The organism is Parabacteroides chinchillae (assembly GCF_900108035.1).
Classification (GTDB): domain Bacteria; phylum Bacteroidota; class Bacteroidia; order Bacteroidales; family Tannerellaceae; genus Parabacteroides; species Parabacteroides chinchillae.
In genome coordinates this window covers 17,344-38,079 of the sequence record NZ_FNVS01000006.1, presented here as the reverse complement: position 1 = coordinate 38,079, position 20,736 = coordinate 17,344, and the positions used below count along the sequence as shown (strand labels likewise).

15 protein-coding genes and 1 tRNA gene are annotated in these 20,736 nt (G+C 40.7%); 12 read left to right on the top strand and 4 right to left on the bottom strand.

Translation table 11 applies throughout. From position 1 onward, the window contains the following. The first annotated feature begins 386 nt into the window (after nucleotides 1-386). The 3 genes from C4S38_RS05890 to C4S38_RS05880 are packed head-to-tail and all read left to right on the top strand — an operon-like array spanning nucleotide 387 to nucleotide 4,942. Nucleotides 387-2,321 (top strand): glycogen debranching enzyme N-terminal domain-containing protein, encoded by a 1,935-nt coding sequence (locus tag C4S38_RS05890; RefSeq protein ID WP_103982949.1) that lies wholly within the window; start codon nucleotides 387-389, stop codon nucleotides 2,319-2,321. Nucleotides 2,322-2,334: 13 nt separating this feature from the next. After that, entirely contained in the window at nucleotides 2,335-3,600 is a 1,266-nt protein-coding gene (locus C4S38_RS05885; protein ID WP_103982948.1) for a glycosyltransferase, read from the top strand. Nucleotides 3,601-3,637: 37 nt separating this feature from the next. Continuing rightward, nucleotides 3,638-4,942 (top strand): glycoside hydrolase family 57 protein, encoded by a 1,305-nt coding sequence (locus tag C4S38_RS05880; RefSeq protein WP_103982947.1) that lies wholly within the window; start codon nucleotides 3,638-3,640, stop codon nucleotides 4,940-4,942. 67 nt (nucleotides 4,943-5,009) lie between these two features. Here the strand turns inward: C4S38_RS05880 and C4S38_RS05875 are convergent, their stop codons facing one another. Both C4S38_RS05875 and C4S38_RS05870 read right to left on the bottom strand, forming a co-directional pair. After that, on the bottom strand, nucleotides 5,010-6,386 hold the full coding sequence (locus tag C4S38_RS05875; RefSeq protein WP_099463231.1) for a DUF4270 domain-containing protein: 1,377 nt from the start codon (nucleotides 6,384-6,386) through the stop codon (nucleotides 5,010-5,012). An 11-nt stretch (nucleotides 6,387-6,397) separates the two neighbouring features. Next, on the bottom strand, nucleotides 6,398-7,222 hold the full coding sequence (locus C4S38_RS05870) for a glycogen/starch synthase (protein ID WP_103983056.1): 825 nt from the start codon (nucleotides 7,220-7,222) through the stop codon (nucleotides 6,398-6,400). A 99-nt stretch (nucleotides 7,223-7,321) separates the two neighbouring features. On the opposite strand from C4S38_RS05870, the gene panC reads away from it, so the two are divergent. The 6 genes from panC to C4S38_RS05840 all read left to right on the top strand — a co-directional run bounded on the left by panC (nucleotide 7,322) and on the right by C4S38_RS05840 (nucleotide 12,471). After that, nucleotides 7,322-8,164: a pantoate--beta-alanine ligase gene (panC, locus tag C4S38_RS05865; RefSeq protein ID WP_103982946.1), complete on the top strand. Its 843-nt coding sequence runs from the start codon at nucleotides 7,322-7,324 to the stop codon at nucleotides 8,162-8,164. Nucleotides 8,165-8,214: 50 nt separating this feature from the next. Further along, nucleotides 8,215-8,565 (top strand): aspartate 1-decarboxylase, encoded by a 351-nt coding sequence (gene panD, locus C4S38_RS05860; protein ID WP_103982945.1) that lies wholly within the window; start codon nucleotides 8,215-8,217, stop codon nucleotides 8,563-8,565. 98 nt (nucleotides 8,566-8,663) lie between these two features. Next, the gene (locus tag C4S38_RS05855; protein WP_103982944.1) at nucleotides 8,664-9,986 is read left to right on the top strand and encodes an MATE family efflux transporter; all 1,323 of its coding nucleotides are present in this window, start codon (nucleotides 8,664-8,666) and stop codon (nucleotides 9,984-9,986) included. Nucleotides 9,987-10,055: 69 nt separating this feature from the next. Continuing rightward, a complete protein-coding gene (gene ffh / locus C4S38_RS05850) occupies nucleotides 10,056-11,381 on the top strand; it encodes a signal recognition particle protein (RefSeq protein WP_103982943.1) in 1,326 nt (441 codons plus the stop codon). A gap of 18 nt (nucleotides 11,382-11,399) precedes the next feature. Further along, a complete protein-coding gene (folD, locus tag C4S38_RS05845; RefSeq protein WP_103983055.1) occupies nucleotides 11,400-12,296 on the top strand; it encodes a bifunctional methylenetetrahydrofolate dehydrogenase/methenyltetrahydrofolate cyclohydrolase FolD in 897 nt (298 codons plus the stop codon). A gap of 98 nt (nucleotides 12,297-12,394) precedes the next feature. Beyond that, nucleotides 12,395-12,471 (top strand) — tRNA-His (locus C4S38_RS05840). A 171-nt stretch (nucleotides 12,472-12,642) separates the two neighbouring features. Here the strand turns inward: C4S38_RS05840 and C4S38_RS05835 are convergent. Further along, complete coding sequence (locus tag C4S38_RS05835) at nucleotides 12,643-14,190, bottom strand: M28 family metallopeptidase (RefSeq protein ID WP_103982942.1); 1,548 nt, start codon at nucleotides 14,188-14,190, stop codon at nucleotides 12,643-12,645. Nucleotides 14,191-14,420: 230 nt separating this feature from the next. Here C4S38_RS05835 and C4S38_RS05830 point away from each other — a divergent pair, with 230 nt between their 5' ends. The 3 genes from C4S38_RS05830 to C4S38_RS05820 all read left to right on the top strand — a co-directional run bounded on the left by C4S38_RS05830 (nucleotide 14,421) and on the right by C4S38_RS05820 (nucleotide 17,129). Then, nucleotides 14,421-15,194 (top strand): EFR1 family ferrodoxin, encoded by a 774-nt coding sequence (locus tag C4S38_RS05830; RefSeq protein ID WP_103982941.1) that lies wholly within the window; start codon nucleotides 14,421-14,423, stop codon nucleotides 15,192-15,194. Between the two features lie 19 nt (nucleotides 15,195-15,213). Beyond that, nucleotides 15,214-16,197 carry a TlpA disulfide reductase family protein gene (locus C4S38_RS05825; protein WP_103983054.1) on the top strand — a complete coding sequence of 328 codons (984 nt, stop codon included), beginning with the start codon at nucleotides 15,214-15,216 and terminating at the stop codon, nucleotides 16,195-16,197. Nucleotides 16,198-16,271: 74 nt separating this feature from the next. Further along, on the top strand, nucleotides 16,272-17,129 hold the full coding sequence (locus tag C4S38_RS05820) for a TIGR01777 family oxidoreductase (protein WP_103982940.1): 858 nt from the start codon (nucleotides 16,272-16,274) through the stop codon (nucleotides 17,127-17,129). A 200-nt stretch (nucleotides 17,130-17,329) separates the two neighbouring features. Here the strand turns inward: C4S38_RS05820 and C4S38_RS05815 are convergent, their stop codons facing one another. Beyond that, on the bottom strand, nucleotides 17,330-20,722 hold the full coding sequence (locus C4S38_RS05815) for a glycoside hydrolase family 2 TIM barrel-domain containing protein (RefSeq protein ID WP_103982939.1): 3,393 nt from the start codon (nucleotides 20,720-20,722) through the stop codon (nucleotides 17,330-17,332). Nucleotides 20,723-20,736: the final 14 nt, after the last annotated feature.

Below are 20,736 nucleotides of genomic sequence, written 5' to 3'. Positions count from 1 at the left end.
CAAGTACATACCTGGTATTTCGTTTGCAGGTAATACATAAATTTAATAATGAAATATGTAAACAGTAAAGAGAAAGACAAAACAGCGAGTTTTGCGACAAAATGCCATTTCCGGAGTGATAGAATAGTACGGTTGAAAACATGAAAAATGTAAAGAAAAGGATGTGTCTATTAACAAAAGTTTGTATGTTTGACAACACACCTTTTGAGCATATTTGCCCATAATGATTTGATAGTCAAAAATGTTCAAGAAACCAAATAACCGTCTTTCTGAATAAATATGAAAAGCAGTTTGCTTTTTCAGTTTATAAGTAATACATTTGATTCACAATAGAAATGATTACATTTTGATAATTAAAAGCAATAACTTAAAACCCAAATATACGTATGAGTTATCTTAAATTTGACAAAACAGTAATGATAAACTTGGAAGAGTCATTGACTCGTGAAGTGCTCCGGACGAATCGTTTGGGGGCATACCATAGCACTACTGTTGTTGATTGTAATACCAGGAAATACCACGGATTACTCGTAATGCCTGTTCCTGCTGTTGATGATGATAATCATGTGATTTTATCATCTTTTGATGAAACAGTTATCCAGCATGGTGCCGAATTTAATCTTGGTTTACATAAATATCAAGGGAACAACTTTAGTCCGAAGGGACATAAGTATATCCGAGAGTATAGTTCGGAAACAGTACCCAGAACACTTTACAGAGTAGGTGGCGTTATATTTTCCAAAGAGAAGGTGTTTTCGATGTTTGAAAACCGGATTATGATCAAATATACTTTGGAAGATGCACATTCGGCGACGACACTTCGTTTCCGTCCGTTTTTGGCATTTCGTAGTGTAAAGAATTTAGCTCAGGCAAACGGGAATGTAAATCAATCGTATACGGAAATAACAAACGGTATTAAAACCTGTATGTATCCGGGCTATCCCGAATTGTTCATGCAGTTTAATAAAAAGGTTAAGTTCGTTTATGAACCTTACTGGTATAATGGCGTAGAATATTCGAAAGAGCAAGAGAGAGGCTATCCGTATAAAGAAGATCTTTATGTTCCGGGATATTTTGAAGTGCCGATTAAAAAAGGTGAATCTATCATTTTTAGTGCAGGCGACAGTGCGGTCTCTACAACCCGTTTGAAGGCTTTATATGAAAATGAAGTCTTAGCGCGTACTCCGCGTACCAGTTTTTACAATTGTCTGAAAAACTCGGCACAGCAATTCTACTTCCGGCCTAAAGAAAATGATGCTTATTTGTTGGCAGGTTATCCTTGGTTCAAGGTACGCGCGCGAGATTTATTTATTGCACTTCCCGGATGTACTCTTTCTATTGATGATCCGGTACGTTTTGAGAAAATTATGCATACGGCAATGCCGGCCATACGTAATTTTATGGTGAGCGGACAGCTTGATTCCGTAATTAAGGAAATAGACGCTCCAGATGTTCCTATGTGGGCTATCTGGGCTATACAACAATATGCGAAAGAACAAGGGATAGAGAAAGCCAGAGAGTTATATTCCGGTTTTGTTGGCGAAATTATTGATTATATTTCATCGCAAAAACACCCGGATATGAAGCTGATGGATAATGGATTACTTTTCGCAAACGGGCGTGATAAAGCAATTACATGGATGAATTCTACGGTAAACGGCAAACCTGTAGTTCCCCGTTCCGGTTATATTATTGAGTTTAATTCTTTATGGTATAATGCTCTTTGCTTCTATAAAGAATTGACGGAGGAAATGTCTATTGAGAAAATAGATACTATTATTAATGCAATGGATAAGTCCTTTGCAGAAACATTTGTAAATGGTTATAATTATCTGTTTGACTCGGTTAGCGGTTTTTCAATGGACTGGAGTGTTCGCCCGAATATGATTTTTGCTGTAGCTTTTACATATTCTCCTTTGACACGTGTACAGAAACGTGCTGTGGTGGATATCGTGACAAAAGAATTGTTAACGCCTAAAGGATTGCGTTCTCTGAGTCCTAAGAGTGAGGGATATAAACCTTATTACGTAGGTGCACAATATGAACGTGATTTGGCATATCATCAAGGTACGGCGTGGCCGTGGCTGTTGGGAGCATACCTGGAAGCTTATTTACGCGTATTCGGCAAGAGCGGCGTAGCTTTCGCAGAACGTATGTTGATAAGCTTGGAGGAAGAAATGTCATTACATTGTATCGGTACGATTCCGGAATTGTTTGATGGCAATCCTCCGTTTACCGGAAGAGGCGCCATTTCATTTGCTATGAATGTCGCCGCAATTCTCCGGGTGGTTGATTTATTGAAGAAGTATAACGCCGATTAAAACTAAGTACCATATGAAAGCATTGATGTTTGGATGGGAATTTCCTCCGCATATCTTAGGGGGGCTAGGCACTGCCAGTTACGGACTTACGCGAGGTATGGCTATGCAACCGGATATGGATATAACTTTTTGTATTCCGAAGCCCTGGGGTGATGAAGATCAGAGTTTTTTGAAAATTGTAGGTGTCAATAATGTACCTATCGTTTGGAAAGATGTTGATTATAATTATGTACAACAACGAGTTTCGAAAGCAGGTATGAGCGCAGACCAGTATTTTGCGTACAGGGATCATATTTATGCCGACTTTAGTTACCGTTACGTTAACGAATTAGGATGCATGGAGTTTTCAGGCCGTTATCCGGGTAACCTGTTGGAAGAAATAAACAATTATTCCATTGTGGCAGGAGTGATTGCCCGCACGGAACTGTTTGATATAATCCATGCACATGACTGGCTTACTTATCCGGCCGGTATTCATGCGAAGCAGGTGAGTGGTAAACCGTTGGTGATTCATGTGCATGCAACCGATTACGACCGTAGCCGCGGGAATGTGAACCCGGATGTATACGCCATAGAGAAAAATGGTATGGATAATGCCGATCATATTATTACGGTAAGTAATCTGACCCGCCAGACAGTTATCGAGAAATATCATCAGGATCCGTCGAAAGTAACGACTGTGCACAATGCAGTTGAGCCAATGAGTCCGGAAATTCTGTCAATTCAGGATAAAAAAGGCGTGAAGGATAAGATAATTACTTTCCTGGGACGTATCACGATGCAAAAAGGTCCTGAATATTTTGTTGAAGCTGCAGCCAAAGTGTTGGCAAGAGCTCCGTATGCACGTTTTGTAATGGCGGGAAGCGGTGATATGATGGATCAGATGATCCGTTTGGCTGCTGCCCGTAATATATCAGACCGTTTCCACTTTACCGGATTTATGAAGGGTAAACAGGTATATGAAGTGCTGAAAGCAAGTGATGTGTATGTAATGCCTTCAGTTTCAGAACCGTTTGGTATTTCTCCTTTGGAAGCTATGCAGTGCGGCGTTCCTACTATTATCTCAAAACAATCTGGCTGTGCCGAGATATTGGATTATGCTATCAAGGTAGACTATTGGGATATAGAAGCATTAGCGGATGCGATGTACTCGATTATCACTTATCCGGCAATGCATGAATTCCTGAAAGTGGAAGGCAAGAAGGAAGTGGATAATATTAAGTGGGAGTATGCCGGGCAGAAAGTCCGCCGTATCTATGACATGGTAACAGGTAATTAATAATTAACGACAAAACAAGAATAAAACGAATAATATTATGAAAACGATCTGCTTTTATTTTCAGATACATCAGCCGTTCCGTTTGAAAAGATACCGCTTCTTTGATATAGGTAACGATCATTATTATTATGATGATTTTCAGAATGAAGAAATTATTCGCCGTATAGCGGAACAGTGCTATTTGCCTGCAAACCGGACTATACTGGAGATGATTAAAACAAGTGGAGGTAAGTTTAAAGTGGCTTTCTCTATTTCCGGTGTTGCTTTGGAACAGATGGAAATTTACACTCCTGAGGTTATAGACAGTTTTAAGGAACTGGCCGCTACAGGAAATGTGGAATTTTTGTCGGAAACATATGCGCATTCTTTGTCTTCTCTCGGAGATCCGGATGAATTTAAACATCAGGTAAAGAAACAGGAAGATAAAATTAAAACACTGTTTGGCGTAAAACCGAAAGTATTCCGTAACACCGAACTGATCTATTCCGATGATATTTCTACAATGGTTGCCGAAATGGGGTATAAAGGAATGTTGACGGAGGGGGCTAAACATATTTTGGGATGGAAGAGCCCTAATTATATGTACTCATCCTGCGTGGCTCCTAAACTGAGTTTACTATTGAAGAATGATCGCTTCAGTGAAGACTTATCCAATCGCTTTAGCGACTATAGTTGGAATGAATATCCACTGACTGCCGATAAATATATGTCATGGATTGCAGCAACACCGGAATCAGAACAGATTATTAATTTGTTTATGAATTATGAGGTGCTTGGTTCTTTGCATCCGGCAGCGACAGGTATTTTTGAATTTTTCAAGGCGTTGCCTCGCTTTGCCGAAGAAAAAGGTATTCGTTTCTCTACTCCTTCTGAAATATTTACATTGATTAAACCGGTAGATTCTATTTCGGTTCCCTATCCGATGTCATGGGTAGATGAAGAAAAAGACTGTAACTCTTGGTTAGGAAATGTCTTGCAACAGGAGGCTTTCCGCAAAATCAATGAAATTGGCGAACGTGTACGTATGTGTGAACCTCGCCGTATTCGTCAGGATTGGTATTATTTGCAGAGCAGCGACCATTTCTACTATATGAGTACGAAACACATGGGACAAGGAAGTTTTAGCCCGTATGACAATCCTTATGACGCTTTTAATAACTACATGAATGTATTGTCGGACTTTATTGTTCGTGTAAATGCAGAATTCCCGGAAAATATAGAGAATGAAGAATTAAATTCGCTTCTTACTACGATTAAGAATCAGGGAGAAGAGATTGAAACTTTGCAGAAAGAGCTTGATAAATACAAAAAGAAAGCAACAAAGAAAGCTGTTGGAAAATAGAAACAGTTGGAAAATAAGAAAGGCGGATCCGAAAAGATCCGCCTTTCTTATTTATTTTTGTTTTATGTCAGTTCTTAAATATACACGATGTTACCACAACTTGAGTAACTTCATCGTCTTTCCTTAATTCGACACCTGCCGGAGCCAGATAATTGCTCAGAGATATCGTATAAGCATCCTGATAATACGTAGCCTGTGATACTTCTCTGTTAACCGGGATAGCAACCATTACGAGGTCTTTTTCGGGAGCATTGTCTATCTGGTATTGAAGAATATTAGAAATGTTGCCAAATGTATAAGAGCGCGTACTTGCATCATACGTTCCTGATAAGAACGATGTTTTGTTGTTCTCAATCTGATTCTTTTCAAAGAAACCTTTCACCGAATCCTGAGGCAACAATAGTAAATAGGGGGGAGGCGTTAATGCGTATTGCCAGTTTGGCTGAGGCATAGCTTTCATGGTAAGAGGTAAATTTGTAAGGATACGGCCTTGTACGACGGATATAATGTCTTTAGCCGGTAAAACTATTTGAGTGCATACACCTGCCGGACTCTTTATATATGTATATTTATCATTCGGTTTCAGGAGTTCGGTCATGTCTGTATTCTTGAAACGATTGAGCTGGATAACTTCCTTGGTTACATTGAAACGTTCATATCCCTTAACTATGGAATCTTGTCCGGCACTACCAGTTACGGTGTATTTATAATATATAGTAAAGGAAGAACGGTCTACAAACAAGATGTTACCTGTACCATATGTATTGGTAACATATAATCCTGGGAAGAATTTATTGAAAGAATCCTGATTTTTGAAAGTGCCCGGGTTATTGATTGTTTCGTCATAAAACTTTTGTCCAAGTTCTTTCGGCATACGGATTGTCACATTTGGATATGCGTATGTGCCATCTACATCCAGTCCGTTCTTACGTAGAGAATCGGTAATGCTTGGGTCGAAAGCTGTATACGTTTGCGCTCCTAAAGATATTTGCATATTACAATAATCTTTCGGATCGATATTGGTATAATAATTATTTGTCAAAGGAGAGGTAACCTGAAATATTTCGGCACGCATGGGAGCTAATGAATCACCAATCCATGAACTGGCACTGTATTTGATCTTGAAATCTACCGAATCGATTTTACCATCAAGTGGTTTGTGTTTGAATTGATAGTCTTCGGGGCAGTAAAACTGACAGATGTAATCGCTTTTCAGATTACCGTAAAGAGGATCATAAATATCTCCAAGCAGACCGTATTCGGTTTTTGCATAAATAGAATCCATTTGTATAGTCGATGCTTTTATATGAAAAGTATCGTTGTATACTATAGGTCTGTCTCCTTCTGGTTGGATAGTAGATCCTACCAGGCTCAAATCATCATTACACCCACTCAGACAACTTGCTCCTAAACAAAGTCCAAGTATCAAAAGGTTGAATTTCATCTTATTAATCTTTATTTCTTGTTGGAGTTCAATACCATATCGTAAAACTCATTAAACTTGTCAATATAGGTTTCCGGTGATTGGTAAGGAAGAAAAGGAGTATTCTTTTTCGTTGAAATATAATCCAATACATCCTGATTAATTGTTTCACTACCTTGTATAACACCGTCGGAAAAATCTATAGCCAGCTTAGTTAACGCAGTAAAACTAGTATCAGTTTTTAATGCTTTGACATCACCATCTTTAGCTCCATCCATTTTTAGTTTATTGGCAAACTCTTTTCTAAACGGATTTTTGAAGTCATCATTGTATATGGAGTACACAATTTTTGCATTACGCAGACAAGGATCGTCAGCATACATTCTGCGGATATATAAGCCTGTCAGGGCAGACATCCATCCGTGGCAATGGATTATATCCGGAATCCAGCGAAGTTTTTTGACTGTTTCCAATACCCCTCGTATGTAGAAAATAGAACGGTCGTCATTGTCTTCAAACTCATTTCCGTTTTCATCTGCTATAGTGGCTTTTCGCTGGAAAAAGTCTTCGTTGTCGATAAAGTATACTTGCATTCTTGCTGATTGAATGGAAGCAACCTTGATAATCAGAGGATGGTCCGTGTCGTCAATGATAAGATTCATCCCGGAAAGACGGATTACTTCGTGCAACTGGTTGCGTCGCTCGTTGATATTTCCGAATTTAGGCATGAATGTTCTGATTTCGCGGCCATGTTCCTGAATGCCTTGCGGCAGATTTCTGCAAATTGTTGCAATTTCTGATTCGGGAAGATAGGGAGTGATTTCTTGAGCTATAAACAAGATTTTTTTTGCATCCATTCTGTAAACTAGTTTTATAAAGACGCCACAAAGATAATAAATTTCTTTCATTTACCGTAATTATTTAGTTGCTTTGCACCGTCATTAAGCATCTATAAGATGAAAATAGTAAACAGCATTAAAGAATTGAAGCAGTTTCTTGCCGGGGAAAGGCAGGAAAATAGGCAGATAGGCCTTGTTCCTACAATGGGAGCATTGCATGAAGGACATTTGAGTTTGGTTAAACATTGCGTTGAAGAAAATGAAATTTGTGTAGTAAGTATTTTTGTAAACCCTACACAATTCAACGATAAACGCGATTTGGAAACTTATCCTCGGACATTGGAAAAGGATTGTGCCTTATTGGAACCAACCGGATGTAAATATGTCTTCGCTCCGACTGTTGAAGAAATGTATCCGGAGCCTGATAATCGTACATTTGACTTTGGTACTGTGTCGCAGGTAATGGAAGGTGCAAAGCGTCCCGGACACTTTAATGGAGTGGCACAGATTGTCAGTAAATTGTTCTATGCGGTAGAACCGGATAATGCTTATTTCGGAGAAAAAGATTTCCAGCAGATTGCTGTGATCCGTGCAATGGTAAAACAGTTGAACATACCTGTTAAAATCAAAGATTGTCCTATTATACGTGAGGCGGATGGCCTGGCATTGAGTAGTCGTAATACGCGTTTAACACCTGAATTGCGTCAAAAAGCACCGCTTATTGCACGCACATTGAAAGAAAGTACTACATTTGCATCCGCAAAGAGTGTACAGGAAGTTATCGGCTATGTAGTTAAAACGATTAATAGCGATCCGGACATGGAAGTGGAGTACTATGAGATAGTGGATGGCAATACATTGGAATCCATTAAAAATTGGTCGGATACAAACTTCCCGGTAGGCTGTATTACCGTATATTGCGGAGAAGTTCGTTTGATTGATAATATCAAATACAAGTGAGAATTGTGGTTTGTAGATTGTAAATCACGAATTGTAAATCTAGAATATATATGTTTATAGAAGTAGTTAAATCAAAGATTCACAGGGTGACGGTTACTGAAGCCAATCTGAACTATATCGGAAGCATAACGGTAGATGAAGATCTGCTGGATGCGGCCAACCTGATTGCTAATGAAAAGGTTTCTATCGTGAATAACAATAACGGTGAACGTTTTGAAACGTACATTATTAAAGGGCAACGCGGTTCAGGTGTTGTCTGTCTGAACGGAGCTGCCGCACGAAAAGCACAACCCGGAGACATTGTTATCATTATGTCGTATGCTTTGATGGATTTTGAGGAAGCTAAAACATTTAAACCGGCCGTTGTGTTTCCCGATACGGCGACGAATAAACTGGTATAGCATCGGTAAGCGATATTGATTGTAAATTGAATAATATAAGCTCGCCGTGAATGGCGGGCTTTTTTTGTCACCTTTTCTGTTTTATAGAAAACATTATTATGTATACGAATAAACAAATATGGAATGTCAGTTATCCTATCTTCCTGAGCCTTTTGGCGCAGAATGTAATAAATGTGACTGATACGGCTTTCCTGGGCAGGGTGGGAGAAGTGGAGTTGGGCGCTTCTGCTATGGGAGGGCTCTACTATATATGTATCTTTACGATTGCTTTTGGTTTTAGCACAGGTTCGCAAATTGTGATTGCCCGCAGAAACGGAGAACAGCAATATAAAGATGTTGGCCCCGTAATGATTCAGGGGGTGTTTTTCCTTTCTTTCCTGGCGGCCGTTTTATTTGCTTTTTCCCGTTTCTTTGCAGGAGGTGTAATGCGCTTGCTCATTTCGTCGGATACGATTCTGCATGCTACCGAAGAGTTTTTGGACTGGCGTGTATTCGGGTTCTTCTTTTCATTTGTCAACGTTATGTTTCGTGCTCTGTTTATCGGTATTACGAGAACGAAAGTCCTTACTTTAAATGCTGTTCTCATGGCAATGACGAATGTATTGCTTGATTATCTGCTTATATTCGGTCATGCAGGATTTCCGCAGCTGGGAATCAAAGGGGCGGCTATAGCTTCAGTCATGGCAGAAGCAGTGTCTATTGTTTTCTTTGTGGTATATACCCGTTTTACGGTAGATATAAAAAAATACGGACTGGACCATCTCCGTTCATTTGATTTCGGTTTACTGAAGCGCGTGTTGAGTATATCTGTTTTTACAATGCTGCAGTACTTTGTTTCCATGAGTACATGGTTCTTTTTCTTTGTGGCTGTTGAGCGGTTGGGGCAACGGGAGCTGGCAATTGCAAATATAGTCAGGAGTGTATACATCGTTTTGCTGATACCGGTTAGTTCATTGTCTACTACCACGAACTCATTTGTAAGCAACACTATTGGAGCCGGACATGTAGACCAGGTAATACCGATTATTAAAAAGATAGCCCGTTTGTCGTTTTATATTATGGCTGTATGTGTCGTAATTGTCTGTTTGATGCCTAAGACAATATTGTCTATTTATACAAATGAACAGGCTTTGATTGCAGAATCTGTACCTTCACTGTATGTAATTGCAGGGGCGATGTTGGTAGGTGCTGTGGCAAATATAGTTTTCAATGGCATATCCGGAACCGGCAATACACGTCCGGCTCTTATTATGGAGACGGCAACATTGGTTTTGTACTGTGTTTATGTTTATGTAGCCGGTATCTGTCTGCGTATGCCTGTAAGTGTATGTTTCACTACCGAAGCCATCTATTATACAGGCCTGCTTATAGCAAGTGCGATTTATTTGAAAAAAGCATCTTGGCAGAATAAAAAGATTTAGATAATTGCTTCCTTTTTCGTACTTTTGCGCACGTTAATAGAAAGAAGAAAATAAAAATACATACAAATTATGTTTGAAAATTTAAGCGAAAGGTTAGACAGATCGTTTAAACTGTTGAAAGGTGAAGGCAAAATTACCGAGATAAATGTGGCAGAAACATTGAAAGATGTCCGTAAAGCCCTCTTGGATGCCGACGTTAATTATAAGGTTGCGAAGCAATTTACCGATACCGTAAAAGAGAAAGCTCTCGGTCAGAATGTGCTTACTTCTATTAAGCCAAGCCAGTTGATGGTGAAGATCGTACATGACGAATTGGCCAGCCTGATGGGTGGTACGGCTGCGGAAATTGACCTTAAAGGTTCTCCTTCTATTATCTTGATGTCTGGTTTGCAAGGTTCGGGTAAGACTACATTTACCGGTAAGCTGGCAAACATGTTGAAGACAAAAAAAGGCAAATCACCATTATTGGTTGCCTGCGATGTATATCGCCCTGCGGCTATCGAGCAGCTGAAGGTATTAGGTGAGCAAATAGGTGTACCTGTATATGCAGAGCTGGAAAGCAAAAGTCCGGTAGAGATTGCACTGAATGCTATTAAAGAAGCTAAAAACAAAGGCAATGACTTGGTGATTGTCGATACAGCCGGACGTTTGGCTATAGACGAACAAATGATGCAGGAAATTACTGCAATCAAAAATGCCATTCAACCAAATGAAACTTTGTTTGTGGTAGATGCCATGACTGGGCAAGATGCGGTTAACACGGCAAAAGAATTTAACGAACGTCTTGATTTTAATGGTGTTGTTCTTACCAAACTGGATGGTGATACCCGTGGTGGTGCTGCTCTTTCTATCCGTTCCGTAGTAGACAAACCTATCAAGTTTGTAGGAACCGGCGAAAAGATGGATGCCTTGGATGTATTCCACCCCGACCGTATGGCCGACCGTATATTAGGCATGGGAGACATTGTTTCGTTGGTAGAACGTGCGCAAGAACAATACAACGAAGAAGAGGCTAAACGTTTGCAGAAACGAATTGCCAAGAATCAATTCGACTTTAATGACTTCCTTACCCAGATACAACAGATCAAGAAAATGGGTAATCTGAAAGAACTCGCATCAATGATTCCGGGAGTAGGTAAGGCATTGAAGAATATAGATATAGACGATAATGCATTCAAGAGTATAGAAGCAATTATTTTTTCAATGACTCCGGAAGAACGTGTTAATCCGGGAGTGTTGAATGGTTCTCGTCGGCAGCGTATAGCTACCGGAAGTGGTACGTCTATCCAGGAAGTAAATAAACTGGTTAAACAGTTTGAAGAAACACGAAAGATGATGAAAATGCTTACAGCCGCTAAACCCGGTGCACGGAAATTACCTTCATTCAGACGATAAACTACAGGAGATATGAATATGGAAGAAAAACAGTATCAGTTACTTGATGGTAAAGCTGTTTCTGCACAAATGAAGCAGGAGATGGCTGAAGAAGTGGTACAGATTAAGGCGGCGGGAGGTAAAATACCTCATTTGGCTGCTATCTTGGTAGGTCATGACGGTGGAAGCGAAACATACGTTGCCAGTAAAGTAAAGACTTGCGAAGAAATAGGTTTCAAATCTACCCTGATTCGTTATGAAAGTGATGTGACCGAGGAAGAATTGCTTCGTAAAGTAGACGAACTGAATAATGATCCGGATGTAGACGGATTTATAGTTCAACTACCTTTACCTAAACACATTTCCGAACAGAAAGTGATTGAAGCAATAGATTATCGTAAAGATGTGGACGGTTTTCATCCTATTAATGTAGGGCGTATGTCTATAGGGCTGCCTTGTTTTGTTTCTGCTACCCCTGCCGGTATCCTGGAATTATTGAAACGATATAATATTCCTACACAAGGAAAACACTGCGTAGTGTTAGGACGTAGTAATATCGTGGGCAAGCCGATGGCAACCCTTATGATGCAGAAAGCCTATCCGGGGGACTGTACTGTCACTGTATGCCATAGCCGTTCTACTAACCTGAAAGAAATGTGTCTTTCTGCCGATATTATTATTGCAGCATTAGGTGTTCCCGAATTTTTGAAAGCCGATATGGTAAAGCCTGGAGCTGTTATTGTAGACGTGGGTACAACCCGTGTTCCTAATGCAACAACTAAAAGCGGGTTCAAGCTTACCGGCGATGTTAAGTTCAATGAAGTAGCACCTAAGTGTTCCTATATCACTCCGGTACCGGGTGGAGTAGGTCCTATGACTATTATTTCGTTAATGCGCAATACTCTGCTTGCTGGGAAAAAGGCAATCTATAAATGAAATTTTTAGATTGATTTTTGACTGAAATATTTGTGGAATTAAAAATAATATCTATCTTTGCACCGTCTTAAAGAAAGAGAGACTTATAAATAGACATGGTGAATGTAGCTCAGTTGGTTAGAGCATTGGATTGTGGTTCCAAGGGTCGTGGGTTCGAACCCCATCTTTCACCCCAGCAAAGTAAAAAGAGAGACTGTTTAACATTAAAAGTTAGACAGTCTTTTTTTGTTGTCTATCTGTCACGGTTTCATTGCCTACCTTATTCAATTTAGTTGCCTACCAAAATACTGTTATATATGGGGCTCAACAGAAGGTGACAAAGTGGAATATGAAAACAACTTACCTTTTATTCTTTCGTGTACAGTCCTTCGCGGGATAATTGTTTGTCCAGATTAGCTACTCCCAAGACAACAATTGCTGTTACTGTAGCTGTGTGTTCTTGGTATTCCGGAATGTTTTTGGTATAAAGGTCACGTTCCGTGTGCCATATTTCGCCATAGCTGAAGTTGTAGCCTTTAATGTCTTCGGTAATGAATCCCAGTGTTGGCACTCCTTGTACGGCAAATACAGAAGCATCTGTACCTCCTGCTTTAGTAGGACGTTTACGAGGTTCGCGTACTTTTACTTCAAACGGATAATCGGGACGTATTTTTTTAATTGGTTCGCATATCTTGACAAACTCATCATATACGTTTTGTGGTACAGAGATACCTACCGGTGGTTCCGGTCCTCCGTCACGGTTAAACATGTTGGCTATCTTGGGTAATTTGGAAGCATTTGTCTTAGCCCATGCTTGCGCTCCGAGTAATCCGAACTCTTCTCCTGCAAAACCGATGAACAGGATTGTACGTTTGGGTTTAGCACCCGATTGTGCAATCATGCGGGCTACTTCCATCATCGGACCTATACCTGTTCCACAATCGATGCCTCCGGTTGCTACATCGTAAGAATCGAGATGCCCGCTTACGATTACATATTCATCCGGATACTTGCTACCTTTGATAGAACCTACCACATTATAGTATTTTACGGGGCCTAGTTTGAAATGGTTGCGAATGTCAAATTCCAACAAGAATTCACGACGTTCCTTTGCCATTTGCTTGATGATTGCATATTGATGTTCATCTAATTTGATGTCTGCTACTTCGGGCAAATTATCAAAATTGGTAGCAGTATCCTGAAGCATGTTGCGGTCATATAATGCACGCAAAGGGACTGTTGCCGATTGAATGAATCCTAATGCTCCGGCTTCACACATTTCTTTGTAAAACAAACCCGGATATTCTTCGTAAGGTAGCATTTCATGCTTTGTACCTTTTGTCCAGTTTTCTTCCATCAGTTCATCATTCTTTTTAGCAATCTCTTCATTTTTCTTTTTGGTTTCCACACGGATGGAATCTCCATGTGCAGAACGGTCGACAGGCCATCCTTCGTTTGTGCCGGATATGAGTACCCATGCACCTTTCAAACGGCCTTTCATGCGATTAAATTCTTCTTGCGTGCGAGGTTCTAATAAAACATGACCACGTTGTAGTCCTTTTGTGCCTGATGTATAAGAAGGAGTGACAAAATGAAGATCCATGGCATTGTCTCCCAATAAACGTCCGAACCAGGGGCCACGGTTGAAGCCTACCGGAAGGGTTCCGGCTTCTTGCAGCTCTACGTCTACTCCCCAGCTTTTAAATTCACGAACGATCCATTCGGCGGCATTTTCGTATGCATCGGAACCAATAGGGCGTCCGCCGAAACGATTTGTCAGTATATCCAGATGGTGCATGACCTGATTGTCTGTTTGTCCGGTTTCGATAATCTTTTTTATTGCCGGTTCTTGTGCAAATACAGTAGTGAAAGACAGGCAGACCATTGCCATAAAAATGAGTATATTCCTTTTCATACAAGTATTATTTAAGTCCTTACAAAGAACGGGATTATTTCAAATTATATCAAGTGATAAGAGTGAAAATGATTTTTTAATCGGAAAATGCTGATATATAAAATAAATACCTTTACATCGAAACGTTATTTAACCATAGCACTGCCCTTGTAGGGTTGGAAAAGAGCGCCGGAATATGGGATGTGGAATTATAATTCTTATTTTTGTGTCTGAACTAATTAAAGTTACATATGATATTCTATTTCACAGGTACAGGCAATTCCCGTTGGGTAGCAAAGAATTTAGGTGGAGTATTTGATGAACCTTTATTATCTATAGCTGAAGAATTAAAGCAGAATAAAAGCGAGCTTCGTTATTCGCTTAAAGAAGGAGAAAAGGTTATCTTTGTTTATCCTGTCCATTCGTGGGGACCGGCGGTAATGGTTCTCGAATTTATTTCTTTATTGAAGCTGGAAGGATATAAGCAACATCCCGTTTATTCGGTTTGTACCTGTGGAGACGATTGCGGGCATACATCGGATATTGTAAACAAAAAACTCCGGAGCCGCGGTTTGAAACTTACGGCTGCCTTTTCTGTACAAATGCCCAATAACTATATACTCTTGCCTGGTTTTGACGTCGATCCGGAGAAGGTGGAACAGGAGAAACTGGTAAACGCCCCGGCTCGCCTTTCTGCAATAGTGGATGCTATCAATCATCAACACGAAGGCAGTTTATACCATGCCGGAAGTGCCGCTTTTTGCAAAAGCTATCTTATTTATCCCCTTTTTACTAAATTTGCATTGGGAAGTAATGCCTTTTACGCAACAGATGCATGTGTTTCTTGCGGGTTATGCGAACGTATTTGTCCGACAAATACGATCTCCATGCAAAAAGGATGCAAGCCGCAATGGTCGGATAGTTGTGTGCAATGCCTTGCCTGTATTCACCGTTGCCCTGTGAAGGCTATAGAATATGGCAAAGCTACGCTGAAAAAAGGACGTTATCATCATCCCGAAATATAAATAATAAATAATCATGAATATGAAACAATTCGTAATGCTGGTTTTATCCGGTTTGCTTATGGTTAGCTGCCAGGAAGTGCCCAAAGGATATGTCATTAATGGTATAGTAGAGAATATGCCTGAAGGTAAAGTCTACCTGAAGTCGTTTCGCAATAAAATGTTCTTCGATGTAGATACGGCAGATGTAAAAGACGGCAAATTCACTTTCAAAGGAGAAGTAGACCAGCCTTTATTGTTTGGTTTGGCTACTGACCAAATGGATTACCCGGTACAGTTCTTTATTGAAAATGTCAATATGAATGTAGCGGTCGACCCCGAAGGAGAAACAATCACTGTTGAAAATTCTCCTATCAACGATCTTTTCCGGGAGAATGCCACCAAAGTGTTCGAAAAGGGATATAATATAGACAGCTTGGTTAACAAGTATCCCAGTTCGCCGGTGGCGGCTTTTTATTTATACCGTTACTTCACTTATCAATTGCCATTGCAACAGTTGACTGAAACGAGAAATCAGTTGTCGCAAAACTTGGCTGATTGTCCTTATGTAAAAGATTTGGATGCTATTATCGAACAATTGAACCATGTACAGATCGGACAGAAGGCTCCGGAGTTTTCGTTGCCCGATACGGCAGGTGTGATTGTTTCTTTATCCGATTTCAAAGGTAAGTATGTCTTGTTGGATTTCTGGGCATCCTGGTGTCCTCCTTGCCGTAAAGAAAATCCGAATGTCGTAAAAGCATATCAGAAATATAAGGATAAGAACTTTACGGTGCTAGGAATCTCTTTGGATAAAGACAAAGGCAAATGGCTGAAAGCAATAGAAGATGACCAGCTTACGTGGACACATCTTTCTGATCTGAAATACTGGGATTCCGAAATACCTGCCCTTTATGGAATACGTGGTATTCCTGCCAACCTGTTGCTCGATCCGGATGGGGTAATTATAGCTAAGAATATTAAAGAGGAAGAGCTGCATAAAAAATTGGAAGAAGTTATTAAGTAGACCTTTTCCAATCAAAAACAAATCTATTCTTCAACTTGTTATTTTAACATAATAAAGAGTTGAGGAATAGAACAATGAAAATAGCAATCAGTGGAAGCAGCGGTTTTATAGGAAAGCACTTGGGTGCATTTTTTTCGAGACAAGGCGATACGGTTGTCCCGTTAAAACATGCTTATTTCAAGATGTCTTCGGACGATGTTCTGAAAGATGCTCTTTCCGGTTGCGATGTTGTTATAAACCTGGCCGGGGCTACTATTAACCAGCGGTGGACAAAGGTTGCCAAACGCAAAATTATGAATAGCCGGGTACAGACTACACGCCGACTTGTTTCTATCGTTAATGACATGCCTTTAAAGCCAAGCCTGTTTATCTCCATCTCAGCTGTAGGTATTTATCCTTCTGATGGTATATATAATGAAAGCAGTAGCCAGGAAGGAAGTGGCTTTTTAGCGGATGTTTGTAAGAAATGGGAAGAGGAAGCCCAGAAGCTTTCTACTGACATTCGTTTGGTTATTGCGCGCCTGGGTGTTGTTCTGGCATCCGATGGCGGTGCACTTCCATTTATGTTGCTTCCGTTCCGTTTTTTTGCAGGAGGAAAAATTGCTTCCGGCAAACAAGGCTTTTCCTGGATTCATATTGAAGATTTGATGTCTGCCATGCAATTTGTTATTACACACAAAGAACTGAGTGGAATAATCAACTTTGTATCTCCTCAGCCGGTGACGAACCGTGTGTTTACAGAAGCTGCTGCGGCTGCTTTGCACAGACCTGCCTGGTTTGTGGTTCCTAAGTTTGTGTTCCGTCTTTTATATGGAGAAGGAGAAGTATTGGCAACGGAAGGCCAGAAGGCTTTTCCTGCCAGGTTACAATCGGCGGGTTATGCTTTTTTATATCCTGATATACGGATCGCGCTGCAAAGCTTGGTGGTTTAATGCAACGTCCGGTTGTTGTTAATGATTGCTTTCTTTGATCGTTGTGGGCAAACCATTATCACATGTCTTTATTAAATTGTTTCTCCATCTCCGTTATAAATAATGCGAATCTAGAGTCTTGTGTTTTGGAATAAAAGAGCAGGGTAACCGGAAATCAGTTTCCGGTTACCCTGCTTTCGTTTTTTAGTCAGGATGATTTGCTAGTAACTATGTCCGGTTTTGCTCTGTATGCTCGCTATGCTGTTAACAGGGATTAATGTGAATCCCCAGTTATATTCACGATTGGCAGGCAAAGTATGCTGTGGCAGCGGGCGATCGCCCCAACTGTCGTAGCCGGCAAGGCCTTGTTGTTTCATGTCTACACATACTTCCACAAAGTTGCGTGGTGTAATATGGTTAACGTGATGTTGGCGGCGAAGTACGTTTTTAGCTGCTTCTTCGTCGTGGTTAGCTATTGCTTCCGGCGTAAAATTATTCCATTGACGGGGCAGGTTTGTTTGCTCTTCGTCGTCAAAGTCCTCAATAGAATTGCGTAAGGCATTAAACTCTATCAGCCCGTTGCTGTCGGCCTCAATCAGTAATCCATTGCCTTTGCCTTCCGTGAGAGCCAGCCAGCGTGTATCGGTGTGATGTCCGTTTTCCTGAGGACGTACGTATGGATAGTACTCATCCGTAGCCGTACTGCTGTATAGGCCGACAGGATAACCAGCTTTGCGATCCCAATAGTTTTCTTTAGGACCACGGCCGAAAAATGTTAGTTGTTCCATATTCGCCGGTAAACGGAAGCGTATACCGATACGGGGTACATTCAACTTGGATGACTCCCTGCGTGCTGCATCTTGTCCGGGTGTAAAGGTTGCCATCTTTGTAGCTTCGGAAACTTCGGTTTTTGTAGCATCCATATCTGTGGAAGTGAACCGTGCAGTTACGTTGATTACTCCGCTGGGATATATTTTATAAGAAACAATATAGAGGTTTCCTGCAGGTAAAAGGTAATTCACGCTAACGATAGCATTGCCGTCGATAATATCGGCTGTGGCATCGGTAACATTGAAGTTTTTACTACTCTGTTTCCAGATTTGTTCGCGCTTAGGTTGACCATTGCCGTAATCATTGTCGGTAGGGGCACGCCAGAAATTGGGCTGTATACCAAAACCTTTGTCGAAATATTCCGTTCCGTTTACTTTGTAGGAAGTAACGATTCCACTTTTCTTATCGAATATAAAGTTTACTTTGGATGAAGATACTTTCAGTAGCTCTCCATTTGTAGACGTACTTAGTTTAGGACCTGTAGTCTTATATACTTTCTTTTCTGCAAAGATAGGCAATTGGAATTGGTCGGATGCAATTTCGAATCCGGCAGGAATCAACTTGTCCGGTTTTGTAGTGGTAACTTTAAAGTTTACAAAGTATTCTACTCCCGGTTGTGCTTTCAACCCGTTTACAGGAACCGTATAATCGCGGGTTGTCTGAGGAGGGAATATTTCGGGGTAGAATTTACCGGATTTAATTATTTTTCCGTTCTCAGTCAATGTATAACTTATCTGATAGTCTTTCAGGTCTGTGAAATAAAAACGGTTGGTTGCACGGAATTTGCCGTTTGAAGCGTCCAGCATTTCAAAGCCTATGTTCTGGTGCGCATACTTTACCTCCTGCATGGCAGGATGCGGGTTGCGGTCAGGATTTACCAATCCGTTGCATAAGAAGTTTCCGTCGCTTGGGGCATTTACGCCAAAGTCTCCTCCGTAAGCCCAGAACTCGCGTCCGTTCTTATCTTTTTGCAGAATACCTTGATCCACCCAGTCCCAGATAAATCCGCCTTGCAGGTTGGGGTATTTGTAGATGGCTTCCCACTGGGCATTCAGGTTGCCGGTAGAGTTACCCATAGCATGCGCGTATTCGGAAGGTACAACCGGGCGGTCGCTTCCCTTTTTCCCGATTTCTTCCAGCCATTCGGCACTCGGATATTGCGGAACGTACATATCGGTATTCCATTCCCACAAAGCACGTTCGTAGTTTACAGGACGATTCATGCCGTTCTTTTCTTTGTTTTTTATATAGAGATAGGTCTGGTAAAAGTTGTAACCGTTGCCGGCTTCATTACCAAGCGACCAGAAGGTGACGGATGGGTAATTTTTGTTGCGTTCATACATGTTTTGTGTACGATCCATGTGAGGAACCAGCCATTCCGGATTATTTCCCAGAGAACCTCCTTTACTCAAGCTGTAATACATACCGTGTGACTCGATATTGGCTTCGTCGTAAACATATAAGCCATATTCGTCGCATAGTTCGTAAAAGCGGCGGTCTTGCGGATAATGGCAAAGTCTGACGGCATTCAGGTTGTTTTGTTTCATCAGTTCAAAATCTTTGCGCATTAGCTCTTCAGTCATATAGTGTCCGGTCTCCGGGTTATGTTCATGGATGTTTACACCTTTGAACTTAACAGGTTGTCCATTAAATAAAAGCACGTTGTACGGTTTCCCATTGCCGGCCAGTTGTTCGGTTTGTTTCATTTCGAAACGACGGAATCCGACATGGAAGGGTACAACTTCCAATACTTTATTACCATCCTTTACGGTCATTAATAGTTTATATAGGTTTGGGTGTTCGGCGCTCCATTTGTTTACCTGTTTCAGGTTGGCCTCAAAAGAGACAGTCTGCATATTTGGATTGCTAACCCAGATTGTTTTGGTTGCTGATGCGATTACTTTTTGGTCAGCATCCAGAAGTTCGTAATCTATATTCAGATTTTTTGCTTCCTTTGTGTTGTTTTTCAGATCGATGGCAAGCTTGAAGATTCCGTTTGTATAACTATCGTCTAACGTAGATATAACGCGGAAATCATGAATGCCGGCTTTTGGCTGGGACCATAAAAATACATCTCTTTCTATACCGCTCATGCGCCAAAAGTCCTGACATTCCAGATAAGAACCGGTGCTCCACCGGTAAATTTTCAGGGTAAGAACATTCTTCCCCGGTTGCAAATAGGGATTGATGAGAAACTCCGCAGGATTCTTTGAGTCTTCACTGTAGCCCACTTCCTTTCCGTTTATATAAACATATACGCCGGATTTTGCTCCTGCCAGTTGCAAATAAATGTCACGTTTTTCCCATCCTGCCGGAATATTTATATCCCGGCGGTAAATACCTACCGGATTCTCTTCCGGCAATAATGGCGGTTGAGGATTACGGGGTTTGAATTCGTATCCGTGGTTGGTATAGATTGCAACGCCGTGTCCCTGTAGTTCCCAATTACCTGGAACTTGTATATTTTCCCAGGTTGCTGTGTTTATGGAAGGATCTGTTATGTCTGCGGGTAAATCTTTGTAAGAGTCTGCAAAATAGAATTTCCATGTACCGTTTAACAAAGAGTAATATGGACTTTTTTCGTATTGTCCGGTTAAAGCAGTTGTCCGGTCGGGATAAGTCATAAAAGATGTACGTGGCAGTTCTTTGTTTATAGCAACTGCTTGAATATCTTGCCAATAAGGTTTGATTTGTTGGGCTTTTGCCGTATTGGTCAGCAAAACTACTGACAATAAACAGCCGAATAGACTGGAAAGTAATTTCTTCTTGTGCTTGCGTTTCATGTTGTTATATTTAG

Coding starts and splice junctions, on each gene's coding strand:
- C4S38_RS05890 (WP_103982949.1), top strand. CDS start 387: ATGAGTTATCTTAAATTTGACAAAACAGTAATGATAAACTTGGAAGAG.
- C4S38_RS05885 (WP_103982948.1), top strand. CDS start 2,335: ATGAAAGCATTGATGTTTGGATGGGAATTTCCTCCGCATATCTTAGGG.
- C4S38_RS05880 (WP_103982947.1), top strand. CDS start 3,638: ATGAAAACGATCTGCTTTTATTTTCAGATACATCAGCCGTTCCGTTTG.
- C4S38_RS05875 (WP_099463231.1), bottom strand. CDS start 6,386: ATGAAATTCAACCTTTTGATACTTGGACTTTGTTTAGGAGCAAGTTGT.
- C4S38_RS05870 (WP_103983056.1), bottom strand. CDS start 7,222: ATGGATGCAAAAAAAATCTTGTTTATAGCTCAAGAAATCACTCCCTAT.
- panC (WP_103982946.1), top strand. CDS start 7,322: ATGAAAATAGTAAACAGCATTAAAGAATTGAAGCAGTTTCTTGCCGGG.
- panD (WP_103982945.1), top strand. CDS start 8,215: ATGTTTATAGAAGTAGTTAAATCAAAGATTCACAGGGTGACGGTTACT.
- C4S38_RS05855 (WP_103982944.1), top strand. CDS start 8,664: ATGTATACGAATAAACAAATATGGAATGTCAGTTATCCTATCTTCCTG.
- ffh (WP_103982943.1), top strand. CDS start 10,056: ATGTTTGAAAATTTAAGCGAAAGGTTAGACAGATCGTTTAAACTGTTG.
- folD (WP_103983055.1), top strand. CDS start 11,400: ATGGAAGAAAAACAGTATCAGTTACTTGATGGTAAAGCTGTTTCTGCA.
- C4S38_RS05835 (WP_103982942.1), bottom strand. CDS start 14,190: ATGAAAAGGAATATACTCATTTTTATGGCAATGGTCTGCCTGTCTTTC.
- C4S38_RS05830 (WP_103982941.1), top strand. CDS start 14,421: ATGATATTCTATTTCACAGGTACAGGCAATTCCCGTTGGGTAGCAAAG.
- C4S38_RS05825 (WP_103983054.1), top strand. CDS start 15,214: ATGAAACAATTCGTAATGCTGGTTTTATCCGGTTTGCTTATGGTTAGC.
- C4S38_RS05820 (WP_103982940.1), top strand. CDS start 16,272: ATGAAAATAGCAATCAGTGGAAGCAGCGGTTTTATAGGAAAGCACTTG.
- C4S38_RS05815 (WP_103982939.1), bottom strand. CDS start 20,722: ATGAAACGCAAGCACAAGAAGAAATTACTTTCCAGTCTATTCGGCTGT.